This window comes from Caballeronia sp. EK (genome assembly GCF_014384845.1).
Classification (GTDB): Bacteria; Pseudomonadota; Gammaproteobacteria; order Burkholderiales; family Burkholderiaceae; genus Caballeronia; species Caballeronia jiangsuensis.
In genome coordinates, this window is the sequence record NZ_JACSUE010000018.1 from 33,219 (window position 1) to 48,374 (window position 15,156).

Sequence of the window (15,156 nt, forward strand, 5' to 3'; positions counted from 1 at the left end):
CGCTCAGGCCGCTTCTGGAATTGAAGGGGAGGGAGTCGTGACCAACTTCACTGTTGTTTATGCCGTCAATGTGCAGCACTACGGCAAGACTCAAATCGAAGCGCCGACGGCAGCGGAAGCGCTCGCCGTGGCCAAGCATTGCGATCCTGCGGAAATTTGCACCGAGCACGACCACAGCAGCGCCGCCTGCGCGCGTATCGTCTCCATTTTCGACAATGCTGGCCGAAGCATTGCGGAGGGCTTCGCCCTCGATGGGGCATTTATTCGCTACGGAGGACGCACCGCCTGGCTTCTCTGCGAAGCTTCACCGGCACTACTGGAAAGTCTGCAGAGAATGGTCTCGCGCTCCGACGATCTCGTCCATGCGCTAGTTTGCTCAAACGGTAGAAACGAACATCTCGTGGAGCGGCTTTCAGCCGCGTGTCATGTCGCGAAAGCCGTGATTGCAGCGGCGAGCGGCGAGAACTGAATATAAGCCGGCAGTCGACTTACCGGCGGAGAGGGCGAGTGCAGTCTCTGAGAAGATCGACGTGACATCAAGAGATTACCGAAACCGTCGCTGCGGCTTAATCTACAGCCACGTAAGTATGTCCGGGCGCGATCTCAGAGCATGGCAGTGCCCATAAACCGGTGGCGACTGGAATGAGCACCCGCCGAAACGCTTCTTTTCTCATAGGGCGCCCGCCAGCTTACTTCCGATGAAGCCGCCGACGATGCCGGCGGTTAGTGCGAAGACGGCCAGTAGCCCCACAAGCCGCCGCACCTTGCGTTCGAGTGCGGCATTTTCGGCTACAAGCTGGACAGCACCACTGTTAATCTGATTTCCGATCTGCACGGCCGCTACGCGGCCGGCCTCCATGAGCTTGTCGCTATTCTGCTCGATCACCGACTCAAAATTGAGCTTCGCTGCGAGAAACGCCTTGCCTGCTGCGTCGGTGGTTGCGCGCTCGATCTTGCCGGATAGCACCTCATCAGCCTGCTCGAAGCGGCGCACGAGCGCATCGGCATCTTGCAAAAGCTCCGCCATCAGCGCTTCGCGTGCGGTGGATACGTTGCCACCCATGACGTTCCCCCTTTACTTAAACAGCACCTTGTACACGTCGTCCAGGTTCTTGTGCGCGGACTTCGCGAGCCGCTGCGCCGAAATCATGCTGACTGCACGCGCTTTCACGTCTTCGTCGGTCGCTTCGCGGAGCATGGCCCGGTAGTCAGTCGCATCCGCGACGATCTCTGACACATTCTTCTTGAGCACACGCAACCGCTCGAAAATCTCGTTTCTGAAAACCGCCGCTTCCGGTTTTAGCGTGAAGCACTTGCGCTCCGCGTGAAAGCCAAAGACCGTACTGAACAAGCGCTGCACATCGCTCGCATCTTCGAGTTCGACCTTGTTGAACACCACACGGATTTTCTTCGGGGGAACGCCAAGCCCGGCCAGTGTCTCGATGGTGTTGACTGTGTCGATCTGCTGTTTCTTCTCGCTCACCGCTGGCACGACAAAATAGTCGAACTCCTCGTGAGAGCCGTCGAACTGGCTCATCTGTTTGATAAATTCCTCGACGTTCGATGCGCCCACATCCACGATGGCCGAGTCGAGCGTCATCAAATCCTCCTGAAGTCCGCCGTAGTCCTTGCCCTTGAGCCGTTCGGCGTTGGAGCCGGATGATCCCGCATTGATCGTTTCGACCTCGAACTTCGGCGCGTTCATTCGCGGCGCGAGTAGATTATCGACCAGCGTTGTTTTCCCCGGATTGCCACTGAAGTTGATGACGGCGACTTTCATGTGCGACTCCTTCGTTGCTGTTTGGCCAGGCGTTCATAACGTGCGAGCTTCTCGGCTTGTTCGGCTGGGTCGGGCTTCATCAGACGGTCGAGCTCATGCATCGAGATCGGTCCGTGTGAGGCCACGTGTTCCGACGAATCTGAATCGGTTATCGAAGATGAGTCAGGGTAGTGTTGTTGTGACACTGACTCGGTGGCGCTGGAGTGCAGGGCAGTAGATTGAATTTCTTGCCTTGTAGTCTCTCGCTCGACCTGCTGTTTCTGCCGGTATCGGTACAAGTAGCTTTTCAATGTGGCTTCGGTCAAATCGATCCCGCTCTCTCTAAGAGCCTTAAGAATATCCGCGATCCGCACGCCCGCTGAGATCCTCGTTTCGATCAACGGCATTACCTCTCGTACTTTCGCCGCTTTGGTTTTTGGCTCAAGTGCTGACAAAGCCTGCATCACGTCACGTTGCGGCATTCATGCATCCTCCGAGCTATTGATACGCAGTCCTACTGCATCTCACACGCATTCTTCATACTATCAACTTGCCTCTGTTTTGCAACCTTTCTGCTGCTACCTCGCATCCTTTTCGCCTACGCCCTTCGGGCTAGTCGACTATCACGCCCTTAACCCCTAGAAATTCCTGTCCTTAACAGGCCAGAAATCTCAATACACATTACGCACCCCCTTCGGGGATGCAGACCCACGGTTTTATCGGCCTCAAATTAAAAGTGACACTACTTTGGCTCTATAGCGTTGCTATAGGAATTCGCAGGATAGCTATGTGTTTGCTCAATTGATACCTATAGACAATACTATAGGTAAGAAGAATGAGTTACTCTATTTTCAACAACAGGGATAACCACGCATGAGCGCAGGCAAATCGATCCCAGTCTGGTTTTCAGAGGAGGATCGCCGCAGAGTCGAAGAGGCCGCGGCATTGGCGGGCTATAAGTATTTGTCGAAATACATTCGCGATAAGGCGATGAGTCGCGATAGCCAGCGCGACTCCGCTCGCGACAGCATGGAAGCATGGGCTGAGCGGCAAGAACTCAACGGTCGGCTCGCGGAGATTGAGCGCAGCCAGACGACTTCACACACACTGCTGGCCGCGCTGCTCTTCCTGATGCGGAAGAAGGCGACGACCGGCGAGTTCAATGATCTCGTCCTTGCATGCAAAGACGCCGAGATAAGTACTGCTATGCCGGTGGAATTGCTCGCGGCCTCATCTCCCGAACTCGTTTCGCTGATCGCTCGCTTGACGGAGGATTCGTGATGTCAGACCTGACCGACCCGATTGAGTCCATCGAGCGGGTCGACGCCGATATTCAGGCGGCTCTCAACTCACCAAGCATGAGCTACTGGCTTCGCGAGGCGCTGCTCAGCGCGTTGCGGCGCGATTGCGTTGACGCGGCTCGCGATGCACAGATCCTCGCCACGTGGCTCGACAGGCGATGTGATGCAGTCCTCAGGCGCAGCGGGGGGTAGGCCGATGCAGAAACACGAAGCGGAAAACGCGACTTTGCTATTTGGCGTCAGCTTACCCATCGCCGGGTGGCTTGCCGGCACCTATGCAGCTGACGTGCCGTTGCGACCGCTCCCGGAAGCGCTCACTGTTGCGTTTCATATGACGCCGCACAACCCGCTCATTGCAAGTGGTGTCGTGCTCGGTCTCGGTCTTGCGGCAACCACCGCGTATCTGTTGCACGAGTACGGCGACGATGGGTTCCGCGGCGCCCGATACCACCGGTGGCTGCGTGGTGCGCGCATGGCGAACTGGCACGGTGTCAAGCGGCAGGTGAAGGCCGTGAATCGCCGTGGGAATCGCCGCCTTCGCTCTGAACTGGAGCGTGCGGCAGCGCTGAAACCAGAGGCCGGGACCCCAAGACTGGGCCCAAAAGCCAGGGTAACGGACTTGCCGCCCATCATGATCGGTCGGATGCCGATGCCGTTGCACCTTGAGAACCGGAACACGCTGATTTGCGCGACCATCGGTGCCGGTAAATCGGTAGCCATGGAAAGCATGATCGCGTCGGCCGTGAAGCGCCGCGACAAGATGGCAGTGGTGGACCCGAACGGCACGTTCTATTCGAAGTTCAGCTTTCCCGGTGACATCATTCTCAACCCGTTTGACCAACGTTCAGCCGGCTGGACCCTCTTCAACGAGATCCGAGGTGTCCATGACTTTGACCGGATGGCCCGAAGCATCATTCCCCCGCAGTTGGATCCGACCGATGAGCAGTGGTGCGCGTACACGCGAGACGTACTCGCCGACACCATGCGCAAGCTGGTCGAGACCAACAATCCCGACCAGGACACGCTGGTCAATCTCCTCGTGCGCGAGGACGGGGAGGTGATTCAGGCGTTCCTCGCCAATACCGATTCACAGGGTTACTTTCGCGAGAACGCAGAAAAAGCGGTCGCCTCGATCCAGTTCATGATGAACAAGTATGTAAGGCCGCTGCGGTTCATGTCCAAGGGCGAGTTTTCGCTTTACCGATGGGTGCACGATCCGAACGCGGGCAACCTGTTCATCACCTGGCGTGAGGACATGCGCACGACGCAGCGCTCGCTCGTGGCCACGTGGATCGACACAATCTGCGCCACCATCATGAGCGTCCCCGACAGCGAAGTGCCACTCGCGCGCCGACTCTGGCTCTTCCTCGATGAGCTGGAGTCTCTCGGCAAGCTCGAATCCTTCGTGCCGGCCGCAACCAAAGGCCGCAAACACGGTCTGCGCATGGCGGCGTCCATTCAGGATTGGGCCCAACTGGATGAAACCTATGGTAAGGATGCTGCGCAAACCTTGCTCGGATGCTTTCGAAATTACCTAATTTTCGGCGGGTCGAACGCGCTCAATACCGATAAGGCGAGCGAGATTTTGGGCAAGCATCAGGTCGAGCGAGTCCAGATCACGACAAACGCAGGCGGCGGTGCCGGGGGCGGCGGAGGAGGGCGCAGCCGCAACATGGTCACCAGCCCACCGGAACCGGTCGTGATGGATTCAGAAATCTCCTTCCTGAAAGACCTGGAGGGCTACGTCATGTTCGGCGAGGATTTTCCGATCGCCAAGATCAGACTGCCCTACGTCAAGTATCCGCATCGCGCCACCGCAATCGAGATCAAGTGACGGAGGCGCAGTCCTGCTCAATGTGACGCCCATTCGCGGCAACAACCAATACGCCGCAGCACACTACTTCTCGTCCGCCGACGACTATTACGCCAAGGAGAATCCGGGCGAGTGGCAGGGCGAGGGGGCGCGGCACCTGGGTCTCACCGGGCCGATCGAACAGGCACAGCTCTCGCGCCTCCTGGACGGCCAGCTTCCCAATGGCGAGCGCATCCAGACGACGTTCGACCCCGTGGACAACAAAAAGCGCATGGGGCTCGACCTGACGTTCTCGGCCCCAAAGTCGGTGTCGATGCAGGCGCTCGTCGCCGGCGACCGCGAAGTGACTGCCGCGCACGACCGGGCCGTGACGCGCGCGCTCGAGCAGGTTGAGCAACTGGCGGAGGCTCGCAAGAAGGTCAAAGGCAAGAGCTATCGCGAGCGCACGGGCAATATGACCATCGCCAAGTTCCGGCACGAGATGAGCCGGGCGAAAGATCCTCAGTTGCACACGCACTCGGTCGTGATGAACATGACGCGACGCGCCGATGGCGCATGGCGCGCGCTCTCGAACGAGGACATTTTCCGTGTCCAGCATGAGGTTGATGCAATCTATAAAGCCGAACTGGCGAAGGGCCTGCAGGCGATTGGCTACGCCATCCGCCTCGTCGACGACAAAGGCAACTTTGAGCTGGCTCACATCAGCCGCGACCAGATCGAAGCGTTTTCAGCGCGCAGCCGTGTCATCGAAGAGGCCTTGGCGAACGAGGGTAAGACGCGCGCGAGCGCGAGCACGCTCGAAAAGCAGGTCATTGCGCTCGCCACACGCCCACGCAAGGACGAGTCCGACCGCGAGATCGTCAAGCAATACTGGGTCGAGAAAAGTCGGGAGCTCGGTATCGACTACGGCTCGCGTTCCCAGCTCGACGGGCGAAGCTATGACGTGACGGACGGCCGAGAACGCCGAAGGCAAGCTCACGTCGCCAACACGAGTAGCGCGGCAGCGGAACGGATGAACGCCGCCGTCGATGGTCGCGCCGGTAATCGCACTGACTCCGGCGAGCGTGATCGCGTCGCCGCCACGAGTCTGCCGGCGGGAATTACGCCCGCGCAGGCGGTCGTACAGTACGCGATCCATCACCTGACCGAACGCGAAGCCGTCGTGCGTGAGAGCGTCCTGATGGCGACCGCGCTGCGCCGATCCGTCGGATTAGCCGGTCCCGGCGAGGTGCGTACCGAGATCAAGCGTCTGGTGGGGCAGGGCGCACTGATCGAGGCGGTGCCGGCCTATCGCATGGCGGATCGGAAGGACGGACCCGCGCTTTCGTCCGCGGGTTGGAGAAATTATCTACAAGAGTTCAAGGAGTGGTCGAACAAGCAGGCGCAGCAATACATCAATGCTGCGATCAAACTGGGCTCGCTCGTTCCTGCCGAGAAGCGTTACACGACACAACAGGCACTTGCCCGTGAGAAGGCGATTCTCGCCATCGAGCGCACCGGACGCGGCGCCGTGGCACCGATTTTGGCCGTCACCACGGTCCGGTCAGCACTCGAACACTCCACGCTCAATACGGGGCAGCGTTCAGCGGTCGAGACCATCGTTGCCACGAGCAATCGATTTGTGGGCATTCAGGGCGACGCTGGTACCGGGAAAACCTACACCGTCAATCAAGCCGTCGCGCTCATCAAGCAGGCATCGGCCTCGGCGATGGGAGAGGGCTACCGCACGGTCGCGCTCGCGCCGTACGGCAATCAGGTCAAGGCGCTCAAGAACGAAGGTCTCGAAGCGCACACCCTCGCCAGTTTCCTTCGATCCAAGGAAAAGCCGGTGGACAGCAAGACGATCATCGTCTTGGATGAATCGGGCGTCGTCGGCGCGCGCCAGATGGAGCAAGTCATGCGAACGGTTGAAAAGGCAGGGGCGAGAATGGTGTTGATCGGCGACACGAAACAGACCGAGGCGATTGAGGCAGGCAAACCATTCGCCCAGCTACAACACGCTGGGATGCAGACCTCCCGAATCAGCGAAATACAGCGCCAAAAAGATCACGAACTGAGAGCGGCCGTCGAACACGCGGCCGAGAGCCGTGTTCACCAATCCCTCGCGCATCTCAAGCATGTTGAGGAACTGAAAGAGCCAGCGGACCGACACCGCGCCATTGTGAATGACTACATCAAGCTCACCGAAGCTGAGCGCCGTGAAACCCTGATCGTCGCCGGCACGAATGAGGCACGCCGGGAAATCAACAAAATGGTGCGCGAGTCACTGGCGCTCACCGGCAACGGACGGGAGTTCGAGACCCTGACCCGTGTGGATATGACGCAAGCGCAGCGCCGCTTCGCGCCGAGCTATCAGCCCGGCATGGTGATTCAGCCGGAGAAGGATTACGTGAAGGCCGGGTTGATCCGCGGCGAAACCTATCGCGTCGCCGAAGCACTCCCCGGCAATGCGCTAGTCTTGTCGCGACAAGATGGCATCACGGCTACGATCAACCCGCGTAAAGTGACGCAGCTCAGCGTCTATCGCCTTGAGCGAGCGGAGTTGTCTGTTGGAGATACCGTACGGATCAACCGTAACGATGCGGGCCGTGATCTCACCAACGGTGACCGCATGCGCGTAACGGGCGTGATCGGCGGTGTCGTAAGCCTCGAATCGGTCGAGCAACGCAATGGTCGGTCAGTGCGGTCGTTGGAGCTACCGATCAGCCGACCGCTTCACCTGGAGCACGCGTATGCTTCGACGGTCCATAGTTCGCAAGGCCTGACCAACGATCGGACCCTGATCGCGCTCGACACCAAGAGCCGCACGACGTCGATGAATCTGTATTACGTCGCGATCAGCCGAGCGCGGTATGAGGCACGCGTCTACACCGATTCGATGAAATCGCTGCCCGCGGCGATCGCACGCCGCTTCGACAAGACGACAGCGCTGGCCATTCAGCGAGAACGCGAACTGCAGCGCCGCGGGCAAGACATGCAACCACGAGGCGCGGCCGAGGGGAAGCAAGCGTTGGAACGTCAATCGCTCGGAGATCAACGCAAGCAACCGGCCAACGGTCGCAAGCCCTCAGAATTTGGTCGATTTGGATAGTCTTCGCTTTGACGGACGAACACTTGTTGATGGGTGCCCCGCCAAGTACTTGAGAGCGTCCGCTATTCCTTCGAACGGTCGAAGGGCAAATGGATCAAGTCAACGAAGCACCGCGAGATCGGCCTAATCTCGATCGCGCAGGCGATCGCAAGGGCGCCGACCACGAAAATCGCGATCCAACGTCCCGGGTCCGGCCAGCTGGCAATCTGACCCAACATCTTTGTGGCAATAGATCCGATCAGATAAGTGACGACAAGGAAGGCGATCACATCGGCGAGACGGATAAAAAGTGGTCGGGTCATCTTTCGTGCTCCGTTTATAGATGGGTTGAGCGCCGCCGACTTCGTAGACATAGCGTCTTTCGTCGAACCTGTTTTGCACACGGCATTTGCGCGAGATTAGCCCGCTACCAAACAACCGTTTAACATCCGTCACCAACGCACGCGCTGTTGCCATCCGTTGTCGATATAGACGTCGATGGCGCGCGGGTTTTGCGGTAGCTGCCAAAGCACCTTGTCGAACACGGCAACGGCATACGTGTTGTCATAGTTGCCCACGACGTACGATCCGATCCGTTGACCGACACACGCCCGCGCGCCCGAAGCGTAGCCGTCACTGAGCGATGACTCCGAGACTTGCGGTCGATCACTCAGTGTGTACGATCCATCGCCCCCGAACCAGCCTCCCTTGTTACCGCTCGATCTTTTCTGGCCCTGTACGACGTAGGCGCCGCGCTCGGCGGGTAGCAAAGGAGCAGGGCAAGGATCATACGGATCATAGACTTGACGGGCGTAGCTCGATCCATCATTGCCATCAACTTGATCGCAACTCGGAAACGGGCGCCCCTTGCTCAGATCGTGGTAGAGCCGGTTGATGGGAGGTACGCATTCGCTAACGCCTTTAGGTCCGCCGTTGGATGCAGGGTTTGCGAGGCACAGCAGCACCTTACAGCCGTATTCCGAGGCCTGCGTCGACATCGAAGCGCCGAGCACAAACAGACTAACGAGGGTTTTTTTCATCGTTTCTTCTCCCAATGGCGCTTTTCTCGTGATCTAGAGAAGCGTCAATCTACAAACTGCACGAACGGCGCAGCCTCTTGCGTGGTCGATGTCGGTGATCGCTGGACAGGGACAGGCTGCGTTTCGTGTGATGACGACGTTGAGACGGGACGAGTCGGGTTGGCTTCGACCGCTGCGCCCTTCGTTGGTGTCGCGAGTCGCACTTTGACAGTCGGCTCTTTGCTGGTGTCGTCGACCGGCAAGGCGGAAGTCGGTTCGCGACGCGACCGGCCGTCAGCAAACATCACCCATTGCGCCGACGCAGCCGATTGCTTCGCAGGCTTTGGGATGGTCGCCTGTCGCACTGCAACGCCGGCATCATCGCGATTTAGCTTTACTGCGGGCACGACGGGAATCAGTTCGGCCGTGTCCGTCGCGTTTGCAACAACCTTTTGCACGTAGCTCGGCTGACCCGCGCGATCTGGCCGGAAACCGCGCGTGAAGTTGCCTGAGTAGTAGCAGCTGAACGCCGCGCGCAGCGCCTGCTGATCGCCTGGAATCCGGGCTCGCGCTCGCTGGTAGCAATCTCTAAGAATCGCACCGCCGGCCTTGAGGTTGCGGCACGGCTCAAATACCGTCTCGTAACGCTCGCCGTACTTCGCAAGGTTGTAGCGATTAACCTGTCCGAGGCCCATCGAAAAATTGAATCCCTGGCGCTCGAGCGCTCTGGCCGTCGCGACCGCCTCCGGCAAGTTGCGCGGCTGACGCTCCAGCCGACCGCCTACAACGCCAATCGCGAAGGGATTTCCTGCCGATTCGGTGGTCACTACGCCCCTGAGCGTGCTCGGATCCACCCCTGGGGCGCACTCGGCGGCCAGCTTGTCGAAGGGCAGGGCCGACGCTGGCGTCTGCGCGGTAGCGATCCGGGAGAGGGCGATCAGCAGGCCGGTCGACAGCAATGTTGCGGACAGATCACGCGCCTGCATAAAGGATCTCCGATATGTAGCGGCCGTTGCGCTCTGTGTATTTCCACTGCACAACAACGTCGATACGCCTCTTGACGCGCTCGATGATCTGTTCGCGTGTCATCGAGGTATGGCCGTCCATCAGCTCGCCGAACCGGTCGTACATCTCGGCGGGCGAATCCGTGTGGATGGTCGTAAGCGATCCCTTGTGGCCGGTGTTGAGCATGTTCACGAACTCAACCGCCTCCGAACCGCGGATCTCACCCATGATGACCCGGTCAGGTGTGAGCCGCATGCACGAGCGAAGCAACGTGGTTGGTGTCACCGCAGCCTTTCCTGACGCTTGATGGCGGGCGTAGGACAGTCGCACGCAATTCGGCTGCGCCGGCTCGATTTCTCGAGAGTCTTCGATCGTGACGATGCGTTCATGTCCGGGTATTTCCTGTACCAGCGCATTGAGGCATGTGGTCTTGCCGCAATAGGTGCCAGCAGAAATGACGATGTTCTTGTGCGCGAGGACGGCGCCGCGTAGGAACGTGTCCCACTGCTTCTCGCGGTACATCTCCTCCAGCCGTGCATCCGAGTACGGCTCGTCGACCACGTCGCCGTTCACGAAGCGGAACGCGCCTTGTTCCAGGTATTTCGGCAGACTCATCCGAACGAGCGATTGCTTCCGAATCGTCATCGCGATGGTTCCCTCCGGCACAACGGGCGGGAGGATCATTTCAGCCCGATAGGTTCCGCGCTCGAAATCCGGAATACCATCATCAAGGTTCACAGGGATTTCAGCCGAGAGAATCGGGCTCTCCCGGTCCACCTCAAGACTCTTGAAGGAGGCGGTGACATCGGCCAATGACGACAGAAGCTGATACGACAGGCCGGGCACTTCGATCTTTTCCGCGTAATACGAATCTTTTTTTCTGAGCCAGAGTTCGCCGGGCTTGTTGACCTGGATCTCGGTCACCTCTTTGTCATCGAGATAGTCCGCTAACAGGGAGAGCTTGGCTCGGAAGGAGGCAATCTGCGACATGTCTCCTCCTCATTGAATAAACGTTACGCCATCGACGTGCTTCGCCGCGTCGATTTGTTCCTTATAAATCGACGTGAAATCCAGATCCTTGTTCACGTAGATACGTACGCGGGAGCCCGCTGGCACTGTGACGGTGGGCTGAATGTTGATGTACGGAGAAAGTACTTGCTGCGACGACTGAGCCGCGGCTTGCTGGACCGACTGCCGGTATTGCGAGGCGGAGTTGTACTGGTCGCCCGAACTCACCCCCGCGTTCGACGCACCGGCACTGATGATTGACAGGAGGGCAGACATGCCGAAGATCTCAGCAAAATGGGTGTCAACGATGCCGCCCATACCCGCTGTTCCAAGTTGGTCGCTGCCAGCGCTGTCAATGGCAACTTGCACGCCGTCCGGACGACGCAGGGTGTTCCACACGACGAAGACGCGATCCTGGCCTTTGCGCAACTCCGCGTTGTACGTGCCGCACACTCGAGAGCCCCACGGAATGAGTTTGAGCCGACCTTGTGCGCCATAGACGTCGCGTTGCACAAGCGCGCACAACTGGCCCGGGAGATCGGAGATCGCTCGCGGTTCCAGAACCGCTTCAATAAACTCGCCTTGCAAAACCTTGTAGGGAAGATTGTCGATCTGACTTGCCATGCTCACCGGGACAGCGTTGCCACTTACCGCGCGCGCGAAGCGCGAATTGGCATCTTGCGGACCCTGATCGCCCGAGCCGCCTCCTAACATCCCGGTGTTCTGCCGAACTTGGCTGCCTGCATCAGGCCCAGACTGTGATTGAACGCCTGCTGGCTGATTCGCGCTGTTTGGCGGGATGATGGCCGACTTCATGCGAGCTTCCAGTAGACGGCGCGCTTGCTCTCGACGCTGCATTTCCATCTGCTCGCGCTGCGCTTTCATCGGGTCATCGGCCTGCACCGTGCTTGCCGGTGTTGGAGCGGGTGCTGCGGCGACAGAGGAAGTACTCGCCGCTTCATGATCCTTGAGTTTCGGCACAGGCTTCCGATCTGGGATGGAAATATCGCTGCTTGCCGCCGATTTGGCCGTGTCATTTCCGCTGTGCTTGGCCAACCACACCGCCGCGATGGCGCCGGCCGCGATCGCGGCGATGGCGATGCCACCAAACTGCTTCTTTCGATTGTCGACGACCATCGACGCATTCGCCTGCTTCTCCCACTCGCGAACGGCCGCTTCGCGGTCATCTGGCGTATTGCTGTTCGGATCCGCCATATCAATGCTCCACTGTTCTGAGCGCCGAAGCTGCGCTCATATCAGCACGGCGATATGGATTCGCATTGTTCTGTACGCAGAGGTGGGCGTCGCCGTTGCGCAGCGTGAAGAGGCTCGCAGTCCGCTTGACGACCATGTACGGGCCTTCCCGGCGCGGACTCACTGCTGACTCGGTGCCGTCCGGACCCACGGTGTAGAAGGAGGGAATCTCAGCGTTCTGGTCGAAGAGGAAATAAGTGAACTGACCGTCGTCAAATGCGCGTTTGAGCGGAATTGCGGTTTTGTCTCCCGATATGCCATAGTCAATATTCAGTCGCGCAGGATCAATCCCGTTACTCGTGCTCGCGCCGGCACGGCCCCCGCCGACGTAGCCGCTTATGTTCGCATTCTGGTTTGAACCTGAGTTCAGGTAGATGAAACGCACGAGAAACGTCTGCGTCGTGCGCGCCTTCGAACTGGTGAGCTTGAAGTAATAGGTGCGCTTGTCGGTCACGACGGTCAGGTTGGTTGCCGCATTCGGCTCGACCGGCTTGATGAACAAGCGATTCTGGTAGGGCACTGTCTGCCAGGCGATCGAGTCACCCAACGAGACGACCTTGACTATCTCGTCGTTGGCAAACTCGATGGAGGTCTGGTAACCGTATGTGCCAACCACCTCGTACACTTGATTTGGGTCGTACGGAACCTGCTTGACGCGATCATCAGTTACAAGCGCATGCGGGAGTTTGGCCGCAAGTGAGGAGGCAGGAATCAGCGAAATCGTCACGCTGCTGATCATGGCGAAAGCGATGGGAGCGGATTTGAAGTTCATGGTCTGATTCCTTTCACGAAGCACTTGCCGACGGCGCGTTACTGGCGGCTCAACTCTTGATCCTTCCGATACCCCGTCGTGGCATATCCGAGCGCGTTCTCCCAACGGTCGCCCAACGCGAGCGGTTTGAACGTAAAGGTGTAGCGCACGAGCGCCGTGTAGTAGTCGGTCTTCGGCGGGCTGCCAGGCTTTTCGGTGATGGATTGAAAGGAGACTTGATAAGCATCCTTTCCGAGCGATGTAATACCCGTGATCTTCGGATAGCGACGGCCGCCTTGGCCGAGCTGGTAGTAGGGGTTGTTAGCGTTATCCGCACTCGTTTCCGCGTCATACTGTGCGGCGACCGATTGCGTCGAATGCAAGCGACACAGATCGGCGAAGCGTTGCCGCCAGTCCGGGTCAAACGTGTTGCAATACATGATGAAGTCGTACACCTGGCTCTGGACAAAGCTTTCCTGGCCTGAGATGGTCTCCTTGTTGACAACCTGTTGCTTTACCACGTGCCCATTTGCATCGAGCACGGACACGACTGGAATGACCGTGTGAATGTTGGCTAGCACGGTGATCGCGCTAGCCATTCCGCCGACCACAAAGAGAAGCAAGCCGATGAAGAGGTATGCACGGTTGCGCTCTTGCTTGAGCTTGTTCGAGCCGCCAAGCTGCGAACGACGTGTGGACACATCACCCACGAAGGTTCCTTTCGCGAGAGACTTCATTTGCCTGCTCCTTTCGCTAGCGCCATGCGAGCCACCATGACCAGTGTGCCTGTGGACGTCGATGCACCTCCCGCCAACGCCGACGCCCAACTTCTAACGCCTAACATGAACAGAATCAGGACGCCTTCTACGATAACGAGCTGCGTTGTCTGCTCGGAAGTCACTAAATCAGGAGACGGGGCTTGTGCGGCTTGGCCCGCTGTATCGATAGCGTCGCCGAAGGCCAGAAAGCCGAAGCGAACAATAGCGATTACGAGGACGTAAATGAAAACGAACGTCAGCATCTTGCTCAACCAGTTCATGAACCACTGTCGCGTTTCGGCAAACATCAAGAAGCCGATGAATAAAGGGCAAAGAACCATCGTGATCGCCAGCCCGAACTTTGCAATCGTCATGTACACCAACGCGAGTACAAATAAAATGCAGTTCAAGACGAACAGGAGCAAACCGTCGAGGATCATCGCGATCTGATAGAAATCCGCTGAACGCAGCGTTTCCGACACTTGCTGAACATTGGTGAAGAGTGCATCAAGCATCTGTGTCGTCGGCTTGCCGGCCATGAGCGTTGCAGCTGCGCTTTCCATTGCAGATGTGAAGGCGCTGTAGATCAGCTGAGCGAAGCCCGCCCAGTTAAGTGTGCCAAACACTGCCACCGTCATAACGCACTTCGCTAGCAAGTCTCGCCACTGAACGCCCGCATAGCCGGCGTACACCCTGTAGCCGAAAAGTGCCCAATAGAGCACCGCTGCGTAAGTAAGAGGTGTCGAGACTGCAGATGCAATAGCAGGATAGGTCTGCGACAGAAATGACCCTGTTACGCCGTCAGCCGCACCGACCAAACCCTGTAAAGTCATCGCAGCCATGGCTAATGAACTCCCATTACTTCGCGCCAATGGTCTTTGACACGCGGATCTAGCACATCAGAGCGCGTGAGCTTGACACCAGTTGCACTAGAGACTCGAGAGATTGTGCCGCTTACGCACACGTCGACCTTGTGCGGCTCCGGATTTGCCTGCATGAAGATGTCGGCCCCGCAATACGGCGGCATGAGTTGCCTGAACTGGGACTTGTCAGCGGTCAGCAACGGATTCTCCCTTGGCACGATTAGGACATGAGCCTCTGCTGGTGGCGTTTGCTGCATGTTCGGAACAGCACCGGTCGATGGCTGTCTCGGAAAAAGGTAGTAGACAGCACCGCCGACGGCGACGGCCACAATGGCCCCTGAAATCAGCATCCAGTAAAGATTGCGCATTGGCTTTCCTTTTTTAGGTACGTGTGTTGATCGGCTCGAATTTGCAAGCGCACGGAGACTTATCGAGCTTGTTCGACGAGTTTGCACATCCACCCATGAGGCCAATGAGAAGTAACACGGCGAATAAACGCCAAGCTTTCTTCGCAATCTTCACCATCGGCCAGAAAAGGATGAAGACTGGAAGGAA

17 protein-coding genes are annotated in these 15,156 nt (G+C 58.4%); 5 read left to right on the top strand and 12 right to left on the bottom strand.

The features are described 5' to 3' along the window. Positions 1-37: 37 nt before the first annotated feature. On the top strand, positions 38-469 hold the full coding sequence (locus tag IAG25_RS34700) for a hypothetical protein (protein WP_187608901.1): 432 nt from the start codon (positions 38-40) through the stop codon (positions 467-469). 201 nt (positions 470-670) lie between these two features. Here the strand turns inward: IAG25_RS34700 and IAG25_RS34705 are convergent, their stop codons facing one another. The 3 genes from IAG25_RS34705 to IAG25_RS34715 are packed head-to-tail and all read right to left on the bottom strand — an operon-like array spanning position 671 to position 2,241. Continuing rightward, positions 671-1,063 carry a hypothetical protein gene (locus tag IAG25_RS34705; RefSeq protein WP_222946782.1) on the bottom strand — a complete coding sequence of 131 codons (393 nt, stop codon included), beginning with the start codon at positions 1,061-1,063 and terminating at the stop codon, positions 671-673. 12 nt (positions 1,064-1,075) lie between these two features. After that, entirely contained in the window at positions 1,076-1,780 is a 705-nt protein-coding gene (gene stbB / locus IAG25_RS34710) for a StbB family protein (RefSeq protein ID WP_187608902.1), read from the bottom strand. Beyond that, positions 1,777-2,241 carry a conjugal transfer protein TraD gene (locus tag IAG25_RS34715; protein WP_187608903.1) on the bottom strand — a complete coding sequence of 155 codons (465 nt, stop codon included), beginning with the start codon at positions 2,239-2,241 and terminating at the stop codon, positions 1,777-1,779. Before IAG25_RS34715 ends, stbB begins: the two co-directional genes overlap by 4 nt. Positions 2,242-2,632: 391 nt before the next feature. On the opposite strand from IAG25_RS34715, the gene IAG25_RS34720 reads away from it, so the two are divergent. The 4 genes from IAG25_RS34720 to mobF are packed head-to-tail and all read left to right on the top strand — an operon-like array spanning position 2,633 to position 7,964. Then, on the top strand, positions 2,633-3,040 hold the full coding sequence (locus IAG25_RS34720; protein WP_187608904.1) for a hypothetical protein: 408 nt from the start codon (positions 2,633-2,635) through the stop codon (positions 3,038-3,040). After that, a complete protein-coding gene (locus tag IAG25_RS34725; RefSeq protein WP_187608905.1) occupies positions 3,040-3,252 on the top strand; it encodes a hypothetical protein in 213 nt (70 codons plus the stop codon). The genes IAG25_RS34720 and IAG25_RS34725 overlap by 1 nt, the downstream gene beginning before the upstream one ends. Before the next feature lie 4 nt (positions 3,253-3,256). Continuing rightward, positions 3,257-4,894, top strand: coding sequence for a type IV secretion system DNA-binding domain-containing protein (locus tag IAG25_RS34730; RefSeq protein ID WP_187608906.1), 1,638 nt, complete (start codon positions 3,257-3,259; stop codon positions 4,892-4,894). A 13-nt stretch (positions 4,895-4,907) separates the two neighbouring features. Beyond that, entirely contained in the window at positions 4,908-7,964 is a 3,057-nt protein-coding gene (mobF, locus tag IAG25_RS34735; protein ID WP_187608947.1) for a MobF family relaxase, read from the top strand. Between the two features lie 62 nt (positions 7,965-8,026). On the opposite strand, the gene IAG25_RS34740 is transcribed toward mobF, so the two are convergent. The 9 genes from IAG25_RS34740 to IAG25_RS34780 all read right to left on the bottom strand — a co-directional run bounded on the left by IAG25_RS34740 (position 8,027) and on the right by IAG25_RS34780 (position 14,969). Beyond that, positions 8,027-8,266, bottom strand: a complete 240-nt coding sequence (locus IAG25_RS34740; RefSeq protein WP_014253274.1) for a hypothetical protein — start codon at positions 8,264-8,266, stop codon at positions 8,027-8,029. 129 nt (positions 8,267-8,395) lie between these two features. Next, positions 8,396-8,983 (bottom strand): hypothetical protein, encoded by a 588-nt coding sequence (locus IAG25_RS34745; RefSeq protein WP_187608907.1) that lies wholly within the window; start codon positions 8,981-8,983, stop codon positions 8,396-8,398. A 44-nt stretch (positions 8,984-9,027) separates the two neighbouring features. Further along, on the bottom strand, positions 9,028-9,948 hold the full coding sequence (locus tag IAG25_RS34750) for a lytic transglycosylase domain-containing protein (protein WP_222946783.1): 921 nt from the start codon (positions 9,946-9,948) through the stop codon (positions 9,028-9,030). After that, complete coding sequence (gene virB11 / locus IAG25_RS34755) at positions 9,935-10,957, bottom strand: P-type DNA transfer ATPase VirB11 (protein WP_187608908.1); 1,023 nt, start codon at positions 10,955-10,957, stop codon at positions 9,935-9,937. The genes IAG25_RS34750 and virB11 overlap by 14 nt, the downstream gene beginning before the upstream one ends. Positions 10,958-10,966: 9 nt before the next feature. After that, on the bottom strand, positions 10,967-12,190 hold the full coding sequence (locus IAG25_RS34760) for a TrbI/VirB10 family protein (RefSeq protein ID WP_187608909.1): 1,224 nt from the start codon (positions 12,188-12,190) through the stop codon (positions 10,967-10,969). Position 12,191: 1 nt separating this feature from the next. After that, positions 12,192-13,001 carry a TrbG/VirB9 family P-type conjugative transfer protein gene (locus tag IAG25_RS34765; RefSeq protein ID WP_162071019.1) on the bottom strand — a complete coding sequence of 270 codons (810 nt, stop codon included), beginning with the start codon at positions 12,999-13,001 and terminating at the stop codon, positions 12,192-12,194. Between the two features lie 38 nt (positions 13,002-13,039). Continuing rightward, on the bottom strand, positions 13,040-13,717 hold the full coding sequence (locus IAG25_RS34770; RefSeq protein ID WP_014253268.1) for a type IV secretion system protein: 678 nt from the start codon (positions 13,715-13,717) through the stop codon (positions 13,040-13,042). After that, positions 13,714-14,580 carry a type IV secretion system protein gene (locus tag IAG25_RS34775; RefSeq protein WP_187608910.1) on the bottom strand — a complete coding sequence of 289 codons (867 nt, stop codon included), beginning with the start codon at positions 14,578-14,580 and terminating at the stop codon, positions 13,714-13,716. Before IAG25_RS34775 ends, IAG25_RS34770 begins: the two co-directional genes overlap by 4 nt. Before the next feature lie 2 nt (positions 14,581-14,582). After that, positions 14,583-14,969: a hypothetical protein gene (locus IAG25_RS34780; RefSeq protein WP_041733697.1), complete on the bottom strand. Its 387-nt coding sequence runs from the start codon at positions 14,967-14,969 to the stop codon at positions 14,583-14,585. Between the last annotated feature and the right edge of the window lie 187 nt (positions 14,970-15,156).